The organism is Micromonospora sp. CNZ303, assembly GCF_004345505.1.
In genome coordinates, this window is sequence record NZ_SLVT01000001.1 from 119,683 (window position 1) to 142,660 (window position 22,978).

Consider the following 22,978-nt stretch of genomic DNA (forward strand, 5'->3'; position numbering starts at 1 on the left):
CGTACCATCGCGCGGGTGAGCTCCCCATCCTCCGACGTCACGGTCCCGTCCGCCACTCCGGCGGCCCCGACCGCCCGGGCCCTGCCCAACGGCCTCGCCGCCTTCCTGGTCTTCTTCTCCAGCGGAGCCGTCCTGGTGCTGGAGACCGCCGCACTGCGGCTGGTCGGGCCGTACGTCGGGGTGACCCTCCAGGTGACCAGCTCGGTCATCGGCATCGCCCTGGCCGCCATCGCCTACGGCGCGTGGACGGGCGGCTGGCTGGCTGACCGGCGCAACCCGAGGACGATGCTGGCCCCGGCGCTGGTGCTGGCCGGCATCGCCACGGCCGTCACCCTGCCCGTCGTCCGGTACGCCGGCGAGGTGCTGCGCGGCGGAGCGGCCTCGGCCATCCTGCTGCTCGTCGCGCTCGCCGTCTTCGTGCCGGCGGCCCTGCTCGCCGCCGTCACCCCGCTGGTGGTCAAGCTCCAGCTCGCCGACCTGCGGCGCACCGGCCAGGTGGTCGGCCGGCTCTCCAGCGTGGGCACGCTGGGCGCGGTCACGGCCACCCTGGTCACCGGGTTCGTGCTGGTGGCCGCGCTGTCCAGCACGGTCATCCTGTTCGCCCTGGCGGCCTCGCTCGGGCTCACCGGGCTCGGCCTCGGGGTGTGGCTGCGCCGCCAGGACCGCGCGGAGCTGCCCGGCCCCGCCCGCGCCAGGGCCGCCCTGGCGGTGCTCGGTCTCGTCGGCGCCGGGCTGACCACCGTCGCCCCGAACCCGTGCGACATCGAGACCGCCTACCACTGCGCCAGCGTGGAGGTCGATCCCGGCCGGGACTCCGGCCGCACCCTGCTGCTCAACTCGGCCCAGCACTCGTACGTGGACCTCGCCGACCCCACCCACCTGGAGTACGCGTACACCCGGTGGATCGGGGCGGTGGCCGACGTGGTCGCCCCGAAGGGGCAGCGGCTCGACGCGCTGCACCTGGGCGGCGGCGGGTTCACCGTGCCCCGCTACCTGACCGCCACCCGCCCGGGCACCGACAACGTCGTGTTCGAGATCGACGGCGGACTGGTCGAGCTGGGCGAGCGGCAGCTCGGCGTACGCCAGGGGCCAGACCTGCGGGCGGTCGTGGGTGACGCCCGGCTGCTCGTCGCGGGGGAGGCCACCGACAGCCGCGACCTCGTGGTCGGCGACGCGTTCGGGCACCTGGTGGTGCCCTGGCACCTCGCCACCCGGGAGATGGCCGCCGAGGTCCGCCGGGTGACCCGCCCGGGCGGCGTCTACGTGCAGAACGTCATCGACTACCCGCCGCTGCGCTTCATCCGCAGCGAGCTGGCCACCGTCGCCGCCGAGTTCCGGCACGTCGCCCTGATCGCCCCGGCGGCCGCGCTCGCCGGCCAGGAGGGCTCGAACTTCCTCATCGTCGCCTCCGACGCCCCGCTGCCGCTGGAGGCGCTCCGCGCCCGGCTGGCCGAGGCGCGGGAGGACGCCAGCCTGCTGGCGGGCGCGGACCTCACCGCGTTCGTCGGCGAGGCGCTGGTGCTGACCGACGACTACGCGCCCGTGGACCAGCTCCTCGCCACCGCCTGAACGGGTGAATCGCTGACCGATTCCGACCCTTCAGGTGTAGCCGGGTCGGTCCGGGGCAACAACGACTCTCATGGGTGGACCGATCCGGGACGGCGCACAACTGCTGGGCGAGCGGTACCGGCTGATCGAGCAGCTGGGGGCGGGCGGCATGTCCGTGGTCTGGCGCGGCTACGACGAGGTGCTGGGCCGGCAGGTGGCGGTCAAGGTGCTCGCGTCGCGGCTGGCGGCCGACCGCGCGTTCCGGCACCGCATCCGGATCGAGGCGCAGGCCGCCGCAAGGCTGTGCCACCCCAACATCACCAACGTGTACGACTACGGCGAGTCGGAGCAGGTCGGCCTGACCGTGCCGTACGTCGTCATGGAGCTGGTCGACGGGGAGTCGCTGACCGGCCGGCTGCGCCGGGGCAGTCTGCCCTGGCGGGAGGCGGTGACGATCGGCGCGGAGGTCACCTCGGCGCTGGCCACCGCGCACGCCCGTGGCGTGGTGCACCGCGACGTCACCCCGGGCAACGTCATGCTGACCGCCACCGGCGTGAAGGTGGTCGACTTCGGCATCTCCGCGCTGGTGGGGGAGAAGGAGAAGGGGCCGGACGGCGCACTGCTCGGCACCCCCGCGTACCTCGCCCCGGAGCGGCTCGACAACGGCCAGGTCTCCCCGGCCACCGACGTGTACGCGGTCGGCCTGCTGCTCTACCGGATGCTCACCGGCCGGTTGCCGTGGCAGGCGAGCACCACCACGCAGATGCTGCGCGCGCACATGTACAACGAGCCGGAGCCGATGCCGCCGGTGCCGGGGCTGCCCGACGAGGTGCGCGAGCTCGTGAGCCGCTGCCTGGCCAAGCGCCCGGGCGACCGGCCCCCCACGGCTGAGGTCGCGCGGACGCTCGCCGAGGCCGCCGGCATGATCGCCCCGGTGCCGGTCTCCCCCGCATCGGGGCCCGTGGACGAGGCCGCGCTGGCCGCCGCCGGCACCACGATCCTGCCCTGGTCCGCCGCGACCGACGCGCTGCCGTTCTCCCGTACGCGCAACCGGCGCGCGGCGACCCGGCGCCGGCGGATCGAGGCGGGGGTGGCCGCCGCCGGGCTGGTGGCGGTGACCGCGGCGCTGTGGGGGGTGACCTCGCACAGCCCCGCCAGCGGCGGCATCGACCAGCCGACGGAGGCGCGGATGGGAGCGGAGACGCCGCCGCCCTGCCGGGTCACGTACGCGCTGCGCACGGACTCCGGCAAGGACTTCGCCGCCGAGCTGACCCTGACCAACGTCGGCAAGCGGGAGTTGCGCGACTGGCGACTGAGCTTCACCTTCCCCAGCCAGCAGACGGTGACGAGAGCGACCCCCGTCGCGGTGCGCCAGCAGGGGCGCACGGTGCTCGTGGAGCCGGCTCCGGAGCGGGCCGCGCTGGCCCCCGGCGCGTCCGAGAAACTCACCCTGACCGGCCGCCACGGCGGGGCCAACCCGCTGCCGCTGGAGTTCCGCCTCGGCGACGAGGCCTGCGGGGTGCAGGTCTCCGGGGTGGCCGGCGCGGCGCCCAGCGTGGCACCCACGAAGGCGCCGGTCAAGGCGCCGGTCAAGGCGCCCACCGTCAAGGCTCCGACGAAGAAGGCCGGCACGTCGGCCGGGAGTTCCGGCGGGTCGAAGGCCAGGTCCGACAACTCCGGCAAGGGCAAGGGCAAGGCGGGTGGTGGAAAAAAAGTAAGCCAGGAAACGGAAAGGGAAAGGGACACGGAAAGGGACGATGACGATGACGACTGAGCCCGCCGGGGTCAGCTGAACTCCGCGAACCGTTGCACCTGCTCGATGTCCCCCTCGACGATCAGCATGCTGCCCGGGGCGATCACGGTGGCGTCGGTGGCGTACCGGAAGCGTTCCCCGGGCAGCTTCACGCCCACCACGCGCACCCCGTAGCGCCCGGTGGGCGTCAGTTCCGAGAGCGGCCGGCCGAGCATCGCCTCCGGGGCGCACACCTTGGCGATGGCGAAGTCGTCGCCGAACTCGATGAAGTCGAGCATCCTGCTGACGATGAGGTGGGCCAGCCGCTCCCCGGTCTCCGCCTCGGGAAAGATCACGTGGTGCGCGCCGACCGAGTCCAGGATCTTGGCGTGCTTCGTCGAGGTGGCCCGCGCCCAGATCCGCGGTACGCCCAAGTCGACCAGCGCCAGCACCGTCAGCACGCTCGCCTCCAACGAGGCGCCGATGGCGACCACCGCCCGGCCGAAGTCCGCCACGCCGAGCTGGCGCAGCGACCCCTCCTCGGTGGCGTCGGCCTGCACGACGCGGTCGAGCTGCGCCGACCACCGCTGCACCTGCTCCGGGTTGCGGTCGATCGCCAGTACCTCGTGGTTCATCGCGGCCAGCGCGCCGGACAGGTGACACCCGAACCGGCCCAGTCCGATCACCACGACACTGCCCTCGTCCGTCCTCCTAGCCGACAATGGGTTGCTCCTCCGGGTAGCGGTACAGCCGGCGGCGGGTGTTGAGGGCGAGCGCCGACCCGAGGGTCAGCGGCCCGATCCGGCCGACGAACATGAGGATGATCAGGGCGAGCTGGCCGTTCTCCGGCAGCGCCGCGGCGACCCCGACGCTGAGGCCGGTGGTGGTGAGCGCCGAGGTGACCTCGAACAGCGCCGCGTAGTAGGGGACTCCCTCGGTGAGGAAGATCAGCAGCACCGTGCCGCAGGCCACCAGCGCGACGCTGAGCAGGGCGACGGTGATGGCCTGCCGCTGGCTGGCGGTGGCCACCCGGCGTTTCCCCACCGTCACGTCCGGCTCTCCCCGCAGTTCCGCCCACATCAGGAAGGCGAGCAGGAAGAAGGTCGCCACCTTGATCCCGCCGGCCGTGCTGGCGCTGCCGCCGCCGATGAACATCAGCACGATGAAGAGGGGATAGCTCTCATCCTCCAGGCCGTCCACGTTCAGGACGTTGAAACCGCCGGTGCGGATGTACGAGTTCTGGGCGAACGCCACCAGGAGCTTGTCCGGCCAGGTGTAGATGCCCAGGGTGCGCGGATTGGCCCACTCGATGGTCAGCAGGGCGGTGAAGCCCACCACCAGCAGTGTCAGGCTGCCCCAGACGGTCAGCTTGGTGGAGACCGCCCACCGCGTGGGCTGCCGCCACTCCCGCACCGCCTCGAAGAGCGCCGGGAAGCCCAGCCCGCCGACGATCGTGCCGATCGCCAGCGGCAGGGTGACCCAGGCGTCGGTGGAGAAGCCGACCAGGCCGTCGGTGTAGAGGGCGAACCCGCCGTTGTTGAACGCCTGGACGGCGTGGAAGACGCTGCCCCAGAGGGCCCGGCCGAACGGGTAGTCGTAGGCGAGCCACAGCCGGGCGGTCAGGATCGCGGTGATGACCGCCTCGCAGGCCAGCGCCAGGCCGGCGATGTGCAGCAGCAGCCGGCGTACGTCGCCGATGCCGAACTCGGCGGTCTCGGCCTGCACCAGCAGCCGGCTGCGCAGCCCCAGCCGCCGGGCCACCACGAGGATCACCAGGGTCGCACCGGTCACGATGCCGAGGCCGCCGACCTGGGTGAGCACGGTGATCATCACGAGCCCGAAGCCGTTCCAGTAGTTCGGGGTGTCCACCACCGCCATCCCGGTCACCGAGACCGCCGAGGTGGCGGTGAAGAGGGCGGTCAGGAACGGGGTGTGCCGGTACTCGCTGGTGGCCCAGGGCAGCATCAGCAGCCCGGTGCCGACCAGGATCGTCACCAGGAAGCCGAGCGGCACGAGCCGCACGGGGTGACGGAGAAGCCGGCGCACCAGACAATCTTCCTTTTCCGCTGCGGATCGGGTGTGGAAACCGGCATCCCGAGGGTTCATCCGCCGGCCAGGCACCGACCAACTCGCCGTCAACGCGGGCCTGTCTGCTGAGGCGGATTCCTCGACGACAAGGAGACTGCGTTGCGACGTACCCTTTCCGCCCTCGGCCTGGCCGGCGCCCTGCTCGCGGCGGCCGTGGCCGTGCCGGCGCTGACAGCCTCGGCCGCCCCGGCACCCGCCGCCGAGCGTGCCCGGGCGGCGGACCGGCCGCTCGTGATCGGTCACCGGGGCGCCAGCGGCTACCGGCCCGAGCACACCCTGGAGGCCTACCGGTTGGCGATCCGGCAGGGCGCGGACTACATCGAGCCGGACCTGGTCGCCACCCGCGACGGCGCGCTAGTCGCGCGGCACGAGAACGAGATCAGCGGTACGACCGACGTGGCCGCCCGCCCCGAGTTCGCCGCGCGCCGGGCCACGAGGACCATCGACGGCGTCGCGGTCACCGGCTGGTTCACCGAGGACTTCACCCTCGCGGAGCTGCGGACCCTGCGGGCCAAGGAGCGGCTGCCCAAGGTCCGTGTCACCAACACCGCCTTCGACGGCCGGTTCCAGGTGCCCACCCTCCAGGAGGTCATCGACCTGGCCCGGAGCGAGGGGCGGGCGCGGGGCCGGACGATCGGTGTCTATCCGGAGACCAAGCACCCCAGCTACTTCGCGTCCATCGGGCTGCCGCTGGAGGAGCCGCTGGTCGAGGTGCTGCGGCGCAACGGGCTGACCCGCCGCAACTCGCCGGTCATCATCCAGTCGTTCGAGACGGCCAACCTGCGCAAGCTCGACAAGATGATCGACGTCCGGCTCGCGCAGCTGCTCGACGCCACCGGCCGCCCCTACGACTTCACCGTCGCCGGCGACGCCCGCACCTACCAGGACCTGGCGAAGCCGGCCGGCCTGAAGTGGATCGCCTCGTACGCCGACGGCGTCGGTGCCAACAAGAACCTGATCGTCCCTCGGGACGCCACCGGCCGGCTGCTCGCCCCGACCACCCTGGTGCGGGACGCGCACCGCGAGCGGCTGATCGTGCACGCCTGGACGTTCCGGGCCGAGAACCAGTTCCTCCCGACCGACCTGCGCATCGGCGCCGATCCCAACGCGCGCGGCGACATCCAGGCCGAGTACGAGCTGTTCCTCGCCCTCGGCCTCGACGGCGTCTTCACCGACCACCCGGACACCGCCGTCGCCGCCCGCGAGGGCCTCGCCCGGCGCTGACCTCCCCCGCACGGGCTTGCCGGAGATCTTGGTAGGAAACGGCCCCTCAAGGGGCACTTTCCTACCAAGATCTCGACGGTCCCGACCGGCCCGGTGTGGAAATCGGTGGCGCGGAGCGACACAGCATCACTTCCGTCGATGGGGCGGGCGCCCATCGCGGACGGGCGGGGTCGCCACCGCGTCGGGATCGTTGTAACCCCCGACCACCCCACCCCTGTTACTTGTGTGTTTCGGCCACATAGCCCGTGGGTGACGTCACTTCTAGCGTGAGCCGTCATATGAGTTCCCTACCTCCGAGTCCTCACGTGGAGTCGCAATGACGGTCCGGACGACGCGGCGGGTGTTCCTCTCCGCCGCCACGATGATGGCCGCGGCGCTCGCCGCCACGGCCTGTGGCAGCCCGCAGGACACCGCCTCCGGGGGCGGCGACAGCGCCGCCCCGGTGAAGGTTGGCCTGGTCTACTCCCAGTCGGGAGCCCTCGCCAGCTACGGCAAGCAGTACATCGAGGGATTCAAGGCCGGCCTCGACTTCGCCACCAAGGGCACCAACAAGGTGGGCGACCGGGCCGTCGAGGTCACCGAGGTCGACGACGCGGGTGACCCGGCGAAGGCGGTCTCCGCGGCCAAGGACCTGATCGGCAAGGGCAACAAGATCATCGCGGGCTCGACGGCTTCCGGCGTGGCCCTCCAGGTCGCCCCGATCGCCGCCCAGAACAAGGTCCTCTTCATCTCCGGACCCGCCGCCACCGACGCGGTGACCGGCGCCAACAAGTACACGTTCCGCTCCGGGCGGCAGTCGTACCAGGACGTGGTCACCGCCAAGTCGTTCATCGGCGACCCAGCCGGCAAGAAGGTCGTGGTCTTCGCCCAGGACGGCGCCTTCGGCGACGCCAACGAAGCGGCCGTGAAGGCCGTCATCGGCGGCGCGGGTGCGGCCGTCAGCAGCGTCCGGGCGCCGGCCAGCGCCACCGAGTTCACCCCGTTCGCCAGCCAGATCAAGTCCGCCAAGCCGGACCTGCTCTTCGTCGCCTGGGCCGGGACCACCGCCCCCGCGATGTGGCAGACGCTCGACCAGCAGGGCGTGCTCTCCTCCACCACGGTCGTCACCGGCCTGGACATCCGCGCCTCGTGGCCGACCTTCGGCGCCGCCGGCAGCAAGATCTCCTTCCTGTCGCACTACTTCGACGGAGCCTCCGACAACGAGGCCGTGAAGGCGCTGAAGGCCAAGGTCGGCACCGTCGACCTGTTCCACCCGGACGGCTTCGCCGCCGCGCAGATGGTCGTACGGGCCATCGAGGAGGGCGGCGACGACGTCGAGAAGATGGTGAAGGCGCTGGAGGGCTGGAGCTTCGACGGGGTCAAGGGCAAGATGACCATCCGCGCCGAGGACCACGCGCTGCTCCAGCCGATGTTCCAGGCCAAGCTGTCCGGCAGCGGCACCGCGTTCACGGCCACCGCCCAGAAGGCGCTGACCGGGGACGAGTCCGCGCCGCCGGCCGTGGCGATGAAGGGCTGACACCAGATGCTCGCCACCCGCGGTCTGACCTGGCGGATCGGTGAGGTCGCCATCGTCGACAGCGTCTACCTCGACCTGGCGCCCGGGGAGTTCCTCGGCGTCATCGGGCCCAACGGCGCCGGCAAGACCTCACTGTTCAACCTGATCACCGGCATCCGCCGGGCCACGGAAGGACGGATCACCCTCGACGGGCAGGACATCGGCTCCCTGCCGCCGCACCAGCGGGCCCGTCTCGGCCTCGGCCGTACCTTCCAGGCAAGCTCGGTCTTCGGCTCGCTCAGCGTGCGGGAGAACGTCCGGCTCGCCGTGCAGGCGCACCGCGGGGGCTCGATGAAGCTGTGGCGGCGGGCGGCGGCCGACCGGGAGGTCGCCGCCGCCGCCGACGCGGCGCTCGACCGGGTCGGCCTCGCCCACCGGGGTACGGCGCTGGCCGGCACCCTCGCCCACGGCGAGAAGCGGAAGCTGGAGATCGCCCTGCTGCTCGCCGGGGAGCCCCGGGTCATGCTGCTCGACGAGCCGATGGCCGGGGTCAGCGCCGAGGACGTGCCCGAGCTGGTCTCGGTGATCCGCTCGCTCACCGGCGACAGCGGCCGGTCGGTGCTGATGGTCGAGCACCACATGGACGTCATCCTGGAACTGGCCGACCGGATCGCCGTGATGCACCACGGCGCGCTGCTGGCCTGCGACACCCCGGAGACGGTGATGGCCAACCCCACCGTGCAAGAGGCCTACCTGGGGGAGTCGCTCTAGTGGAACCCATTCTCAGTGTGGAGAACCTGTCGGTCCGCATCGCCGGGCTGCACATCCTCCAGGGGGTGTCCTTCACGGTCGCCCCGACCGGCGTCACCGTCCTGCTCGGGCGCAACGGCGTGGGCAAGACGACCACGCTGCGCGCGATCGTCGGCCTCACCCCGCCCGCCGGCGAGGTGCGCGGCGCCGTGCGGATGGGTGCCCAGAGCCTGCTGGCCCGGCCCACCCACCGGCTGGTCCGCGGCGGGCTGGGCTACGTGCCGGAGGACCGGTGCGTCTTCGCCGGCCTCACCGTCGCGGAGAACCTCCGGCTCGCCGAGCGGCGGGGCAGCATTCCGGCGTACGACAAGGTGTTCGCGCTCTTCCCGGAGCTGGACCGGCGCGGACGGCAACGGGCCGGCTCGCTCTCCGGCGGGCAGCAGCAGATGCTCGCGATCGGCCGGGTGCTGCTCAACGACAACCGGCTGCTGCTCGTCGACGAGCCGACCAAGGGGCTCGCACCGAAGGTGGTGACCGAGGTGGCCGAGGTGCTGGAACGGGTCGCCGAATCCGTGCCGGTGCTGCTGGTCGAGCAGAACCTGGCCGTGGTCCGGCGGCTCGCCCGGGACGCGGTCGTGCTGGCCGCCGGCCAGGTCGCCTGGACCGGCGACGCGCAGGAGCTGCTGCTGGAGACCGCCCTGACCAAGTCGCTGCTGGGCGTCGGCTCGGCGGAGGGACACCACCCCGCCGGTACGCCGGCCGGCGCGCGGAAGGACGAGCACTGATGGACACCGTCATCCTGTTGACGCTGACCGGGCTCGGCCTGGCGGCGCTCTACTTCCTGGTCGCCAGCGGGCTCTCCCTGGTCTTCGGCCTGGCCGACGTGCTCAACTTCGCGCACGGCGTCTTCCTCGGCGTCGGCGCGTACGGGACCTGGTGGGCGGCGGGCAACCTGCCGGGAGCCGGGTCGGACGGCTTCGGCTTCGTGGTCGCGGTCGCCTTCGGGGTGGCCGCCGGCACGCTCGTGGCGGTGCTGGTCGAGCTGGTGCTGATCCGGCCCCTCTACTCCCGCACCATCGAGCAGGTGCTGGTCACCGTCGGTCTCTCGCTGGCCGGCGTGGCGCTGCTCCAGGCGACCTGGGGCGCGGACGCCCGGCCGTTCCCGCGCCCCGAGTGGACCCGGCAGGTCACCTCGATCCTCGGCGCCAACGTGCCCAACGGCGGCCTGCTGCTGATCATCGCCGCGGTGCTGGTGCTCGGCGCGATCCTGGCCTTCCTCCGCTGGACCCGCTACGGCCTGATCATCCGGGCCGGCGTGGAGAACCGGGAGATGGTCACCGCGCTCGGCATCGACGTGCGCAAGGCGTTCACCCTGGTCTTCGCGATCGGCGGGGCGGCGGCGGCGCTGGCCGGCGCGCTCGGCGGCGTCTACTTCGGCACCGTCTCGCCCGGCCAGGGCGGCTCGCTGCTGATCTTCGCGTTCATCGTGGTGGTCATCGGCGGCATGGGCTCGGTGATCGGGTCCGCGTACGCGGCCGTCGCGGTGGGCCTGACCCAACAGTTCGTCAACTACTACGGCACCTCCGGGCTGGGCGACATCTGCGTGGTCGCGCTGCTGGCCGTGGTGCTGCTGCTGCGCCCGCAGGGCATCGCCGGAAAGGTGGCAACGGCATGACCGAGGTCAAGAGCCCCGAGGTGCCGGCGCCGCCGGCCGCCGTGCCCGACGAGCTGACGCCGGGGCGCCGACGGTGGCACGGGCTGCGCCCGTACCTGCCGCTGGTCGCGCTGGTGGTCGCGCTGATCCTGCCGTACTCGACGCTGCACCTGCCGGGGATCTTCGAGGGGGCGCTGAACTCCCCGGGCACCCTGCAACTGCTCGCCGTCTGCCTGGTCTTCGGCGGCCTGGCCGCCGGGTACGACCTGCTCTTCGGCCGGACCGGGATGCTCTCCTTCGGGCACGCCCTCTACTTCGCCGCCGGCGTCTACGGCACCGACATCCTGGTCACCAAGGCGGGACTGCCGCTGTGGCAGGCGGGGCTGCTCGCGATCACCGGCGGGACGATCCTCGCCGCGCTGCTCGGGGCGGTGGCGCTGCGTACCGTCGGCATCGCGTTCGCCATGGTGACGCTCGCCTTCGCCCAGGTCGGGGCGATCCTGGTGGCCCGCGACTTCGGCGGGCTCACCGGCGGCGAGGAGGGGCTGCCGCTGGACGTCTCCGGGCTGCCCGAGGGGCTGGTCGGGGTCACCAACACCGTCAACCTCTACTGGCTGGCGCTGGCGTACCTGGTCGTGGTGGTCTTCGTGGTGCACCGGGTCTCCGGCTCGCCGACCGGGCGGGTGCTCGCCGGCCTGCGCGACGACGAGCGGCGGATCGGGGTGCTCGGGCTCGACCCGTACCGGTTCAAGCTGGTGGCGTTCACCCTGGCCGGCGGGCTGGCGGCGGCCGGGGGCGCGGTCTACGTCCTGATCGTCGGTGGCGCCTCGCCGCACATCACCTCCTCCGAGTGGACCCTGGCGTTGCTGGTCATGGTGGTGCTCGGCGGGCCGGGCACCCGGTGGGGCCCGGTGATCGGCGGGATCCTCTACATGTACCTGGACCACCGGCTGGTCGCGTTCGGCACGTCCGACGCGGTGGAGGCCCTGCCGGCGTTCCTGAGTAACCCGCTGTCGCAGCCGCTCTTCGTGCTCGGCACGGTCTTCATCCTGGCCGTCTACTTCTTCCCCGGCGGCCTGGCCAGCCTCGCCCCGCGCCTGGCGCTCCTGAAGCACTCCCTGCGCACCCCGTCCCGCCGCCCCTGACGGCGCGGGCCCCGGCCCCGCCGATGACGCAGCCGCCGCCGCCCGGCGACGGCTCGTCATCGGCGGGGCCTCCGCGTGGACGGGGACCGACGGCCCGCAGACGTCGGGCCGCGGCCCCCTCGTGCGACCGCGACCCCTTCCCGTCCTCGTACGTCAGCTGTTCAGCAGCTCGTACGCCGACTCCGGAGCCTTCTGCGCCTGGCTGCCCGTCGGCACGGTGACCTTCGGGGCCTTGCCGAAGTCGAAGTACTTCACGACGTACTTCGTGGCCTTGAGCTTGCCGACCGCCGGGATCTCCAGGGTCAGCGAGGTGAGGTTCCCGTCCGCCCCGACGACGGCCGTGAACGGGAGCGTCTTCGCCGCGGCGCCCAGCGCGTCGACGTCCACGGCGTCGGCCATGGCCTGGCGCACGTGCTCGCCGTGGGTCAGGTCCACCGTCCCGGTGTAGGTCCCGCCGCCCTGGTCCGTCACGGTGTCTCCCACCGCCCCGAGGATCGCGCCGGTGTTGCCCGGGTCGGCACCCTCGTAGTAGGGCACGCTGGCCGGGTCGGTCAGCTTCGCGTGGTCCAGCTCCATCCACTTCTTCGGCAGCTTCAGCATGCTGCTGAGCTCCTCGGCGCCGTCGAAGCTCACCTTCATCCAGGAGCGCTGCTCGATCAGGCGGAAGGAGAGCTTCATCGTGAAGTCGAGCTCCTTGTTCTTCTCGGTCAGGGTGAGGTCCATGCCCTTGCCCGCCGGGTCCACCACGCCGGTGATGACGCCGGTCGGGTCGCTGCCGCTGTACCGGAAGGCCGGGTCCTCCTCGTCCGGCACCGCCGCCAGGAGCGTGCTCTTCGGGTTGGCCGACGGGGACGCCGACGGGACCGGCGAGGGGGCCGCCGGGGCGTCCCGGGCGTCGTCGTCGCCACACCCGGCCACCAGGGAGGTCGCGGCCACCAGGGACACGGCCGCCGCCGCGACCCGCCGGACCCTGCCGGCGGGGCCGGTCTGCTGCGTGATTCGCATGATTCTCTTTCCTAGCGGGACAGTTGCCGCCGCAGATCTTGGCACGCGCCGGTGCCGCCGCGTTGGCCCTGAAGGCCCGCGCGGCCGTCCGGCACACCGTCGACCGGGCCGAGCGTGGTGGTGACGCGGGTCACCGGCCTCACCGGTGGCCGATCCGCACGCGGACCGTCCCCGTCCGAGGGCGGTCGGGCGGCGTGCCCCCGGGCGTCCGCCGTCTCGCGGAAGCGGGCAACGTCCGCCGGAGCTGGTAGAAATGCCGGATGAGCCAGGATCGGACGGCGGTACGGGAGCGGGCCGAGGCGGTGCTGCGGCGGTTGGCCGGCGAGCACGCCCGGCTCCGCGAGGACCAGTGGCGGGCGATCGAGGCGCTGGTGGTCGACCGCCGTCGGGTGCTCTGCGTGCAGCGCACCGGGTGGGGCAAGTCGGCGGTCTACTTCGTGGCCACCGCCCTGCTGCGGGACCGGGAGACGGCCGGCGCGGAAGGCGTCGCCGGGCCCACCGTGATCGTCTCGCCGCTGCTGGCGCTCATGCGCAACCAGGTCGAGTCTGCGGCCCGCGCCGGCATCCGGGCGCGCACGATCAACTCCGCCAACCTCGACGAGTGGGACGAGATCACCGCCGAGATCCACGCCGGTGCCGTGGACGTGCTGCTGATCAGCCCGGAGCGGCTCAACAATCCGGACTTCCGGGACACCGTGCTGCCGAAGCTGGCCGCCACAACCGGCCTGCTGGTGGTCGACGAGGCGCACTGCGTCTCCGACTGGGGGCACGACTTCCGGCCGGACTACCGCCGGCTGCGTACGTTCCTGGGCAACCTGCCCGAGCGCACCCCGGTGCTGGCCACCACGGCCACCGCCAACGCCCGGGTCACCGCCGACGTGGCGGAGCAGTTGGGCGACGCCCTCGTGCTGCGCGGCAGCCTGGACCGGGAGTCGCTGCGCCTCGGCGTGGTCGAGCTGCCGAGCCCGGCGCACCGGCTGGGCTGGCTCGCCGACCACCTGGACCGGCTCCCCGGCTCGGGCATCGTCTACACGCTGACGGTCGCCGCGGCGGGGGAGACCGCCGAGTTCCTGCGTTCCCGGGGCTACCCCGTCGCCTCCTACACGGGGCAGGCCGAGGACGCCGACCGGCGGGCCGCCGAGCAGGACCTGCTGGACAACAAGATCAAGGCGCTCGTCGCCACGAGCGCGTTGGGCATGGGCTTCGACAAGCCCGACCTCGGCTTCGTCGTGCACCTCGGCGCGCCGCCGTCCCCGATCGCGTACTACCAGCAGGTCGGCCGCGCCGGCCGGGCCGTCGCGCACGCCGAGGTGCTGCTGCTGCCCGGCACCGAGGACGCCGCGATCTGGCGCTACTTCGCCTCGCTCGCCTTCCCGCCCGAGGCGCAGGTCCGCGCCGTCCTGGCCGCCCTGCACACCGACCGTCCGCTCTCCACCCAGGCCCTCGAACCGATCGTCGACCTGCGTCGGGCCCGGCTGGAGCTGATGCTCAAGGTGCTCGACGTCGACGGCGCGGTCCGCCGGGTGCGCGGCGGCTGGCTCGCCACCGGGGAACCCTGGGTCTACGACGAGGCCCGGTTGCGCCGCGTCGCCGAGGCGCGCACCGCCGAGCAGCAGGCCATGCGGGAGTACGCGACCACCCCCGACTGCCGGTTGCGCTACCTGCGCGAGTGCCTGGACGACGCCGGGGCCGCCGACTGTGGCCGCTGTGACCGTTGCGCCGGCCCGCTGTTCACGGCCGACGTGTCGGACGTGGCGCTGACCGCCGCGCAGACCTTCCTCGGCCGGCCCGGGGTGGAAGTCACGCCGAAGAAGCTCTGGCCGACCGGGCTGGAGGCGGTGGGCGTACCGCTGAAGGGGCGGATCGCCCCGGCGGAGCAGGCGCTGCCGGGGCGCGCGGTGGGGCGGCTGTCCGACCTGGGGTGGGGCGGCCGGCTGCGCGACCTGGTCGGGCCGGAGGCGGTGGACGTGGCCGTCCCCGACGACGTGGCCGCCGCCGTGGTCGAGGTGTTGAAGGCGTGGGCGCACGGCGATGAGAGGTGGCCGCGCCGCCCGGTCGGGGTGGTAGCGGTCGGCTCGCGTCGCCGGCCCCGGCTGGTCGGCTCGCTCGCCGAGCGGATCGCCGCCGTGGGCCGGCTGCCGCTGCTCGGTGCGGTGACGCCGACCGGCGCGCCGGCCGGCGGCCCGCGCGGCAACAGCGCCCAGCGGGTACGCGCCCTGCACGGCGCCTTCGCCGTGCCGGACGACCTGGCCGACGCCCTCGCCGGGCTCGACGGGCCCGTGCTCCTCGTCGACGACCTGGTCGACTCGGGCTGGACGATGACGATGGCCGCCCGGGAGCTGCGCCGGGCCGGCGCCCCCGACGTGCTCCCGCTCGCCCTGGCCGTGGCCGGCTGAGCCACCGGCGCCGCCCGCCCGCCCACTGCCGGCCGCCCGGCGTCGTGACCGGACCGGCCGGGAAAGTTCCCGGCGGGGGCGGACTGCGACCGCCGCCACGCCGCGCCACCGGCGGGTCGGCGCGGTGCCGACGGGCGGTAGCGTGGGCGGCATGACCGATGAGCAGCCCGTTCGCGACCGGGACGGCGGCGGTGCCTGACCGGGTGTCGGCCGCGCCGGAGCACGTGCCGACCGCGCCCGACGGCGGGCCGGTCGCGTCCGACGGTGCGCCGGTCTCGTCGGAGCAGGCGCCCGCCGGGCCGGAGCACGTGTCGGCCGTGCCGGATCGCGGCACCGTCCGGCTGGCGCTGGTCGTCGGCGGGCTGGTGCTCGCCGTCCTGCTCGGCTTCGGCCTCGGTCGGCTGAACGGCGGCGGCCCGTCCGCGGCGGCGGGACCGGACAGCGCCCTCACCGGCCACAGCCACCCGCCGGGCACGGGCGCCCACGAGCACGGCGTCGACCAGGCCGCGGCGGCGCAGGCCGCCGGTCTCTCGATCAGCTCGGCGGGCTACACGCTCACCCCCCTGCCCGCCACGTTCACCGCCGGCCGCGCGGGCGAGCTGCGCTTCCTGGTGCGGGACGCGCAGCGCCGCCCGGTGACCCGGTTCGCGGTCGTGCACGAGAAGCCGATGCACCTCATCGTGGTGCGTCGCGATCTGACCGGCTACCAGCACCTGCACCCGACGATGGCAGCCGACGGCACCTGGTCGGTGCCGCTGACCCTGCCGCAGCCGGGGGTCTGGCGGGCGTACGCCGACTTCACCGCGCTCGCCGACGACGGCCGGCAGACCGCCGTGACCCTCGGGGTGGACCTGACCGCGCCGGGCGGCTACCAGCCGAGGCCGCTGCCGGCGCCGGCGTCCTCGGCCACGGTCGACGGCTTCACTGTCAACTACCAGGGCACCCCGCAGGCCGGCGTGACCGTGCCGCTGACCTTCCGTGTCGACTCGGCCGGCGGGCCCCCGACGCTGGAGCGTTACCTCGGCGCGTACGGACACCTGGTCGCCCTGCGCGAGGGGGATCTGGGCTACCTGCACGTCCACCCCGAGCCGCAGCCGGTCGACGGGGCGGTGACGTTCTGGGTGACCACGCCCGACCCGGGCCGGTACCGGCTCTACCTGGACTTCCAGGTCGCCGGCGTGGTGCGCACCGCCGAGTTCACCATTACGGTGCCCTGACCCGTGTAAGGAAGGGCAAGCTCAGCCGGCGCGGCGGATGGGGCGGCGGGCCAGGTAGCGCAGCAGGTCGCGGATGTGGTGCTTCTCCTCGGCCGGCACGGTCGGGTCGGCCAGCCGTTGCAGGATCACCCGGACGTCCGCCTCGACCGGGCCGTCGTCGGCGCGCCGGCGGGGCGCGGGACCGGCGTCGGGCAGGCCGAGCGCCCGGAACGCTGCCGCGACCGGCAGGTCCAGCGCGGCGCAGAAGCCGCGTACCTTGGCCAGCTCGGGGTAGTCCTGCCAGTCCCCGGCGAGCCAACGGAACACGGTCGACCGACCGACGCCGGTGTGGGACGCCAGGTCGGTGACGGTCCAGCCGCGTTCCTCGCGGGCGTCGTCGATGGCTCGCCGTACGAAACGTGCGAAGGCCATCTGCGGAGAAACCTCTACGGAACCCATCCCTGCGGGTCTTCCCTCCCGACCGGCACCCGGCGGTGCGCCTCCGAGGGTAGTACGGAAAGGCGGGGAATCAGTTGACTGATCGACCAGACCGTCTCGTGAGCGGGACTCCGGACCCTGCGGAATGGCGTGGATCACATGCGGGGGGACGGCTCCGTGGCCGCTCGACCACGCTCGTCCGGCGCGGGCACCGGCGGCAGCAGCGCCGCCAGCCGTGGGGTGACCGCCCACTGGTCGACGAGTTCCCGGTACTCCGTCCGCTGGGCGGCGGTGGGCACGGTGCCGGTGCGTCGTGCTCGGATGAGCAGGTTGCGCGGGGTGTGCCGGGAGTCGACGAACTCCACCACCTCGGCCCGGTAGCCGTGCAGCCGGAGCAGCCCGGCCCGCAGCGCGTCGGTGAGGACGTCCGCGAAGCGCTCCCGGAGGATGCCCTGCCGGGTCAGCAGCTCGTACGGGGCCGGGGCCGGCCGGGCGCGCAGCTGGGCCGCGACGTCGTGGTGGCAGCACGGCGCGGCGAGCACCCAGCGGGCCTGCCAGCGCACCGCCCGGGCCAGCGCCTCGTCGGTGGCGGTGTCGCAGGCGTGCAGGGCCAGCACCAGGTCGGGGGCGGGCTCCACGACGGCCTCGGCGATCGTCCCGGCCACGAAGCTGACCCGGTCGGCCCAGCCCAGCCGCTCGGCCAGCTCGGTGTTGCGTCGCCGCTGGTCCTCCCGGACGTCCACGCCGACCAGCTCGACGTCGATCCCCCGCTGCGCCAGCCACCGGTACGCGGCGAAGGTCAGGTACGCGTTGCCGCAGCCCAGGTCGACCACCCGCAGCGGGCCGGTCAGGTCGTCCGGGAGGGTCGCCGCCAGCGCCCGCAGGAACGCGTCGACCTGGCGCCGCTTCGCCGCCGAGCCGCCGATCTCGGCGAAGATCGGGTCACCGGGGTCGAGCAGGTACTCCTTCGCCCGGTCGTGCCCACCCGGCTCGGCGGCGGGCCGGGCCGCGGCGGCCCGGTGCACCTGCGCCTCGCCGGACTTGGTGATCCGCAGCTGGAGCGTCGCGTCGGCCGTCTCCACGTGCCAGTTGCCGAACGGCTCGGCCAGCAGCGCGTCCACCGCCGCGTCCGCCTCCGGGCCGGGGGCCACGTTTCGGGTGTACGGGCGGGAGCCGTCGGAGGTGGAGATCTGCAACCGGGGGCCCGCCCTGAGCGCGACCGGCCGCAGTTCGGCGCGGACCATCGAGGGGCGGTGTCCACGCCGACGCCCGGCGGCCACCGCACGGGTGAGCGCCGGGTCGAGCAGCAGCGCCCGGACCTCGGTCAGGGCGGCGTCCAGTGGTTCGGGCATTGCTCCATCTTCCTCGTCGACCGGCGGCCTGCCCGGCGCGTCCCGGTGGCGGTGTCCGGCGGGGGGTTCTCGCCGGTGGTGTCGCGTCCGCTCAGCCCGCGAATCACGGCCCGGACGAGGAGATCCCCCGGCACCGGGTGCACCGGTCCGGGGGATCTCGGGTGACGTACGTCGGTCAGTCGGCGGTCGCCTCGGCCGGCGTACCGGCGGCGGAGCCACCACCACGACGGCGCCGGCGGCGGCGGGGCTTCGGAGCCTCGCCCTCGGCGGCGGCCGGGGCGTCGGTGGCCTCGGCGGTGATCACCGTGGTCGGCTCGCCCGCGACGGTCTCGCCGGCGCGGCGACGCCGACGGCGACGCGGGACGCGGGGACCGTCCTCGGCGGTGTCGGTCGGTGCGTCGGCCTCGGGCGCGCCGGTCGCACCGCCGGTGCTGCCCGAGCGGCGCTCGCCGCGACCACGGCCCTCGCCGCGTTCGCCACGCTCGCCGCGCCGGGCGCCCCGGCCGCCCTCGCCCCGGCGGGACCGTCCGCCGCCGAGGTCCTCCTCGACCTCGGCCGACAGCCCGGCGCGGGTGCGCTCGGCGGTCGGCAGGGTGCCGCTGACGTCGGTGGGGATGTGCAGGTCGGTGTAGAGGTGCGGGGACGTGTGGTACGTCTCCGCGGGCTCCGGCATGTCCAGGCCCAGCGTCTTGTCGATGATCCGCCAGCGGGGCATGTCGTCCCAGTCGACGAAGGTCACCGCGACGCCCGTCGCCCCGGCCCGGCCGGTACGACCGATCCGGTGGGTGTAGGTGTCCTGGTCCTCCGGGCAGTCGTAGTTGATGACGTGGGTGACGCCGCTGACGTCGATGCCCCGAGCGGCGACGTCGGTGGCGACCAGGGTGTCGATCTTGCCGGCCCGGAACGCCCGCAGCGCCCGCTCGCGCGCGCCCTGCCCGAGGTCACCGTGCACGGCGGCGACCGCGAAGCCACGGAAGTCGAGGTCCTCGGCGACCCGGTCGGCGGCCCGCTTGGTGCGGGTGAAGATCATGGTCAGCCCGCGCCCCTCGGCCTGGAGGATCCGGGCCACGATCTCGATCTTGTTCATCGAGTGGGTGCGGTAGGCCAGCTGCTCGGTCTGCGGCGACGGGCCGGTCTCGGCGGTGTGCCCGGCGTGGATCGTCATCGGCTGGCGCAGGAAGCGCCGGGAGAGGGTGACGATCGGGTCCGGCATGGTCGCCGAGAAGAGCATGGTCTGCCGGTCCTCCGGCAGCATCGCCAGGATCTTCTCGACGTCGTCGAGGAAGCCCAGGTCGAGCATCCGGTCGGCCTCGTCCAGCACCAGCGCGCGGACCCGGTCCAGCCGCAGGTGCTTCTGCTTCTGCAGGTCCATCAGGCGGCCGGGGGTGCCGACCAGGATCTCCACGCCCTTGCGCAGCGCGTCGATCTGCGGCTCGTACGCCACGCCACCGTAGATCGGCAGCACCCGGACGCCCCGGGTCCGGCCCGCGGCGGCGAGGTCCTTGGCCACCTGGATGCCCAGCTCACGGGTGGGCACGACGACCAGTGCCTGCGGCACGCCGTCGCTGCCCTCGCCCGGCGCGAAGACCCGCTCCAGCAGCGGTACGCCGAAGCCGAGGGTCTTGCCGGTGCCGGTGGGCGCCTGGCCGATCATGTCGATGCCGCGCATCGCGATCGGGATCGCGTACTCCTGGATGGCGAAGGCGCGGGTGATGCCGGCCGCGGCCAGCGCGTCGACGGTCTCCTGACGCGCGCCCAGCTCGGCGAAGGTGGGAGCCTCCGGACGCACCGGAGCGGTGGCGGCCAGTTCCTGGCCGTCCATCAGGTCTTGAGTCAGCTCGCTCATATGGATTTGGGGGTGCCCTCTCGTGGGTGCGCCCCGGCATGTCCGTCAGGGCGCGTTCGGTGTGGCGCGGGCCACACGGTCGGCGGCTGAATGCCTGTGCCGGACCGGGCCGCACGCGCGCCGCGGGCCTCACACTTCGACCGGGCCGGCTGATCGCTCGGATCAGCCTGGGTCAGGTCGGCGCCCGCGGCAACTGCTCCATGCTACCTGAACCGACCCGGAGGCGTCCCGATTCCATCCGCACGCGCCACGCCGGGGGCCACCCGTGTGACCTGCGTCACTTCTGGCCCGTTTGCCGGCGGGCGGTAGCCTGCGCTCGTGCCCTCGACCGATCTGCCCGACCGTGCCGTCGTCGACCTGCTCGGCCTGGTGGCCTTCGGTGAGCTGCTCGCCTTCGAACGGATGGCCGTCGACGCCCGGCTCGCCCCCGACCTGCGCCGGCGGGCGGCGCTGGGCGAGATGGCCGCCGCCGAGATCGGCAACTACCGGCGGCTGGCCGACCGGCTCGTCGCGCTCGGCGTGCTGCCCGACGACGCCATGGCGCCGTACGTCGAGCCGCTCCAGGCGTACCACGACTCGACCGAGCCGAGGGACTGGGCGGAGGCGGTGACGAAGGCGTACGTGGGCGACGCCATCACCGACGACTTCCTCCGGGAGATCGCCGCGGCCCTCGCCGAGCCGGACCGTCAGCTCGTCCTCGACGTGCTGCACGACTCGTCGTACGCCGACTTCGCCGTCGCCGAGATCCGGGCGGCCGTCGAGGCCGACCCGAGGGTGGCCGGCCGGCTCTCGATGTGGGCGCGGCGACTGGTCGGCGAGGCGCTGTCACAGGCCGGCCGGGTGGCCGCCGCCGAGCGGGGGGCGCTCACCGCGCTCGTCGCACAGAGCGGGCGGGTGGACGTGCCGAGGCTGTTCGGGCGGCTGACCGCGGCGCACGCCACGCGGATGGCCGCCGCCGGGCTGAACAACTGACCGCGGCCGGGCGTCCGCGACGGGCGATCGTCGGGTCACCCGTCGCGGCCGACCGGACCACTCAGCGGACGGTGAACCCGACCGCGCGCGGCGACGCCTCGGCGATCTCGACGTAGGCGACCTTGTTGACCGGCACGATCACCCGCCGGCCCTTCTCGTCGGTCAGGGAGAGGGTGCCCTCGTCCTTGCCGAAGGCGTCGGTCACGATCTGCTCGATCTCGGCCGGCGACTGCGCGCTCTCCAGGACCAGCTCGCGGGGCGCGTACTGCACGCCGATCTTGACCTCCACTGTGCCTCCTCATTCGGGCGAAAGAGCCGCCGTTGGGAAGGCTATCCGATCTCGGGGCCGGATGTTCAGGCTGACTCACCTTGCAGCGGGAAGCTGGCGATGCCCCGCCAGGAGAGCGCCGCGACCAGTGCCTCCGCCTCGGCCTTGGGCAACTGCCGGCCACGGGCCAGCCAGAACTGCGCGGCGGTCTCGGCCGCGCCGACCAGGCCGGAGGCGAGCAGCTCGGCGTGCGCCCGGCTGATCCCGGTGTCGGAGATGATGGTGTCGGTGATCGCCGCGATACAGCCCTGCTCCACCCGCTCGACGCGCTGACGCACCGCTGGGTCGTTGCGCAGGTCCGACTCGAAGACGAGGCGGAACGCCTCGCTCTCGTGGTCGACGAAGTCGAAGTACGCCCGCACCGACGCGCCGACGCGCTCCTTGTTGTCGTTGGTGCCGCGCATGGCGTCGTCGACCTTCGCGAGGATCGCGTCGCAGTGCGTGTCCAGCAGGGCGAGGTAGAGATCCATCTTGCCGGGGAAGTGCTGGTAGAGCACGGGCTTGGAGACTCCCGCCCGCTCGGCGATGTCGTCCATCGCGGCCGCGTGGTAGCCCTGGGCGACGAACACCTCCTGGGCCGCCGCGAGCAGCTGCTTGCGGCGCGCGGAACGGGGCAGGCGGGTGGGCCGGCCGGCGGTCTGGGCACCGTTCCCCACAGCGGTCATGGGAACCTCCGAGTCTCTTCGTACGAGCCGGCAATTCACCCGAACCGGTCGGGGCCCGGGGACCCGTCGCGGAATTGGCCCGCCGCTGTAACTTATCGCCACTGTCACCACACGGTAGCCTCAGCGGGGGCGACCAAGGAGTGCGCGGTGAGTGAAACAGGGCAACCCGGTGCCGCCAACCCGGGGGAGCACGGCGACGGGACGGGTCCGCAGGACGACCTGGCCCGTTCCGGCAGCGGGTGGGCGCCCCCGGCGGCCAGTTGGTCCCGGGGCGGGGAGATCTCCGGCCACCGCGAGCCGGCCTCGCCATGGGGTCCGCCCGAGCCGTCCCCCGGTTGGGCCGCCTCGTCCCCGCGGCACGGCGACCTGCCACCACCACTGCCCGGCCCGCCGGCCGCGGCCGAGCCGCCGGCCCGGGTCAACGGCCACCACGCCAACGGCGTCGACCACGCCGCCGACGACGCGCCGGTCAACCGTCAGGTCCCGGTGAGTGCCCCGCCCGGCATCCCCGGCGACCAGCGCCGCGACCCGGGCAACGACCGGCTGGTGGTGCCCGCACAGCGCCCGGCGCCGACGGCCGAGCAGCCGCCCGGGACGCAGCACGGGTTCACCGACCCCGAGCCCCGTCCGGTCCGGCGCTCCGCCGAGGACCCGCCGGCCGGCCGCCAGAACCGCTGGTCGGAGCCGGGGCTGCCGACGTCGGCGCCCCCCGCCGTCCAGGTCCCGCCGGTGGGCACCGCCGCCAGCGGCTTCGAGGTGCCGCCCGGCTACCACGCGCCGACGGCCGACCGTGCCGCCGCCGACGAGCCCCCGCCGGCCGCCGGCCCGACGCGCGGCTGGAGCGACCACTACGCGCCGGGGCCGTCCGCCCCCGACCCGCGCCACTTCCCGCCACCCACCGAGCGCCCGCCCACCGAGCGCCCGGTCGATGCCGCGCCCGCCACCGGCGACCGCGCGACGGCCGGCGACCGCGCGACCGTCAGCGACCGGCTCGCCGGCGTCGACCGCGCGTTGGGCGCGGACCGCGCCTTCCGCGACGACCGGGACGCCGACCCGGTCGCCACCGGCACGGACGGCGCACCGGGGGAGTTCGGCCAGGACCGCGCCGCCGGTGGGCCGGGCCAGGGCCGCGCCCCGGACGGCC

At 73.8% G+C, this 22,978-nt stretch carries 19 protein-coding genes; 11 read left to right on the forward strand and 8 right to left on the reverse strand.

Translation table 11 applies throughout. The features are described from left to right. Positions 1–15: 15 nt before the first annotated feature. Together EV374_RS00590 and EV374_RS00595 are read left to right on the forward strand one after the other, a co-directional pair. Positions 16–1,569 carry a fused MFS/spermidine synthase gene (locus tag EV374_RS00590; protein WP_132230834.1) on the forward strand — a complete coding sequence of 518 codons (1,554 nt, stop codon included), beginning with the start codon at positions 16–18 and terminating at the stop codon, positions 1,567–1,569. A gap of 70 nt (positions 1,570–1,639) precedes the next feature. Further along, entirely contained in the window at positions 1,640–3,322 is a 1,683-nt protein-coding gene (locus EV374_RS00595) for a serine/threonine-protein kinase (protein ID WP_132230835.1), read from the forward strand. A gap of 11 nt (positions 3,323–3,333) precedes the next feature. Here the strand turns inward: EV374_RS00595 and EV374_RS00600 are convergent, their stop codons facing one another. Both EV374_RS00600 and EV374_RS00605 read right to left on the reverse strand, forming a co-directional pair. Beyond that, a complete protein-coding gene (locus EV374_RS00600) occupies positions 3,334–4,002 on the reverse strand; it encodes a potassium channel family protein (RefSeq protein ID WP_132230836.1) in 669 nt (222 codons plus the stop codon). Further along, complete coding sequence (locus EV374_RS00605; RefSeq protein ID WP_132230837.1) at positions 3,992–5,326, reverse strand: potassium transporter TrkG; 1,335 nt, start codon at positions 5,324–5,326, stop codon at positions 3,992–3,994. The genes EV374_RS00600 and EV374_RS00605 overlap by 11 nt, the downstream gene beginning before the upstream one ends. Before the next feature lie 141 nt (positions 5,327–5,467). On the opposite strand from EV374_RS00605, the gene EV374_RS00610 reads away from it, so the two are divergent. The 6 genes from EV374_RS00610 to EV374_RS00635 all read left to right on the forward strand — a co-directional run bounded on the left by EV374_RS00610 (position 5,468) and on the right by EV374_RS00635 (position 11,636). Further along, a complete protein-coding gene (locus EV374_RS00610; RefSeq protein ID WP_132230838.1) occupies positions 5,468–6,592 on the forward strand; it encodes a glycerophosphodiester phosphodiesterase in 1,125 nt (374 codons plus the stop codon). A gap of 316 nt (positions 6,593–6,908) precedes the next feature. After that, positions 6,909–8,108, forward strand: coding sequence for a substrate-binding domain-containing protein (locus EV374_RS00615; protein WP_132230839.1), 1,200 nt, complete (start codon positions 6,909–6,911; stop codon positions 8,106–8,108). A 6-nt stretch (positions 8,109–8,114) separates the two neighbouring features. After that, the gene (locus tag EV374_RS00620) at positions 8,115–8,858 is read left to right on the forward strand and encodes an ABC transporter ATP-binding protein (protein ID WP_132230840.1); all 744 of its coding nucleotides are present in this window, start codon (positions 8,115–8,117) and stop codon (positions 8,856–8,858) included. After that, positions 8,858–9,622: a branched-chain amino acid ABC transporter ATP-binding protein gene (locus EV374_RS00625; RefSeq protein WP_132230841.1), complete on the forward strand. Its 765-nt coding sequence runs from the start codon at positions 8,858–8,860 to the stop codon at positions 9,620–9,622. Before EV374_RS00620 ends, EV374_RS00625 begins: the two co-directional genes overlap by 1 nt. After that, positions 9,622–10,512 carry a branched-chain amino acid ABC transporter permease gene (locus EV374_RS00630; protein WP_132230842.1) on the forward strand — a complete coding sequence of 297 codons (891 nt, stop codon included), beginning with the start codon at positions 9,622–9,624 and terminating at the stop codon, positions 10,510–10,512. The genes EV374_RS00625 and EV374_RS00630 overlap by 1 nt, the downstream gene beginning before the upstream one ends. Beyond that, entirely contained in the window at positions 10,509–11,636 is a 1,128-nt protein-coding gene (locus tag EV374_RS00635; protein ID WP_132230843.1) for a branched-chain amino acid ABC transporter permease, read from the forward strand. Before EV374_RS00630 ends, EV374_RS00635 begins: the two co-directional genes overlap by 4 nt. A 153-nt stretch (positions 11,637–11,789) precedes the next feature. On the opposite strand, the gene EV374_RS00640 is transcribed toward EV374_RS00635, so the two are convergent. Further along, positions 11,790–12,641 carry a hypothetical protein gene (locus EV374_RS00640; RefSeq protein WP_486485514.1) on the reverse strand — a complete coding sequence of 284 codons (852 nt, stop codon included), beginning with the start codon at positions 12,639–12,641 and terminating at the stop codon, positions 11,790–11,792. Positions 12,642–12,901: 260 nt separating this feature from the next. On the opposite strand from EV374_RS00640, the gene EV374_RS00645 reads away from it, so the two are divergent. Next, positions 12,902–15,037 (forward strand): DEAD/DEAH box helicase, encoded by a 2,136-nt coding sequence (locus EV374_RS00645; RefSeq protein ID WP_132230844.1) that lies wholly within the window; start codon positions 12,902–12,904, stop codon positions 15,035–15,037. Between the two features lie 158 nt (positions 15,038–15,195). Further along, positions 15,196–16,254, forward strand: coding sequence for a hypothetical protein (locus EV374_RS00650; RefSeq protein WP_486485515.1), 1,059 nt, complete (start codon positions 15,196–15,198; stop codon positions 16,252–16,254). A 21-nt stretch (positions 16,255–16,275) separates the two neighbouring features. Here EV374_RS00650 and EV374_RS00655 read toward each other — a convergent pair whose 3' ends face one another. From EV374_RS00655 to EV374_RS00665, 3 genes are all read right to left on the reverse strand, one after another. After that, complete coding sequence (locus EV374_RS00655; RefSeq protein ID WP_132230845.1) at positions 16,276–16,692, reverse strand: helix-turn-helix domain-containing protein; 417 nt, start codon at positions 16,690–16,692, stop codon at positions 16,276–16,278. A 134-nt stretch (positions 16,693–16,826) separates the two neighbouring features. Beyond that, positions 16,827–18,023 (reverse strand): class I SAM-dependent methyltransferase, encoded by a 1,197-nt coding sequence (locus tag EV374_RS00660; protein ID WP_132230846.1) that lies wholly within the window; start codon positions 18,021–18,023, stop codon positions 16,827–16,829. A 175-nt stretch (positions 18,024–18,198) separates the two neighbouring features. Continuing rightward, positions 18,199–19,869: a DEAD/DEAH box helicase gene (locus tag EV374_RS00665; protein WP_132230847.1), complete on the reverse strand. Its 1,671-nt coding sequence runs from the start codon at positions 19,867–19,869 to the stop codon at positions 18,199–18,201. A gap of 318 nt (positions 19,870–20,187) precedes the next feature. On the opposite strand from EV374_RS00665, the gene EV374_RS00670 reads away from it, so the two are divergent. Beyond that, positions 20,188–20,841 (forward strand): ferritin-like fold-containing protein, encoded by a 654-nt coding sequence (locus EV374_RS00670; RefSeq protein ID WP_132230848.1) that lies wholly within the window; start codon positions 20,188–20,190, stop codon positions 20,839–20,841. Positions 20,842–20,902: 61 nt separating this feature from the next. On the opposite strand, the gene EV374_RS00675 is transcribed toward EV374_RS00670, so the two are convergent. Continuing rightward, positions 20,903–21,130 (reverse strand): DUF3107 domain-containing protein, encoded by a 228-nt coding sequence (locus EV374_RS00675; RefSeq protein WP_088960194.1) that lies wholly within the window; start codon positions 21,128–21,130, stop codon positions 20,903–20,905. A gap of 65 nt (positions 21,131–21,195) precedes the next feature. Continuing rightward, positions 21,196–21,834: a TetR/AcrR family transcriptional regulator gene (locus EV374_RS00680; protein WP_132230849.1), complete on the reverse strand. Its 639-nt coding sequence runs from the start codon at positions 21,832–21,834 to the stop codon at positions 21,196–21,198. Positions 21,835–22,978 lie beyond the last annotated feature (1,144 nt).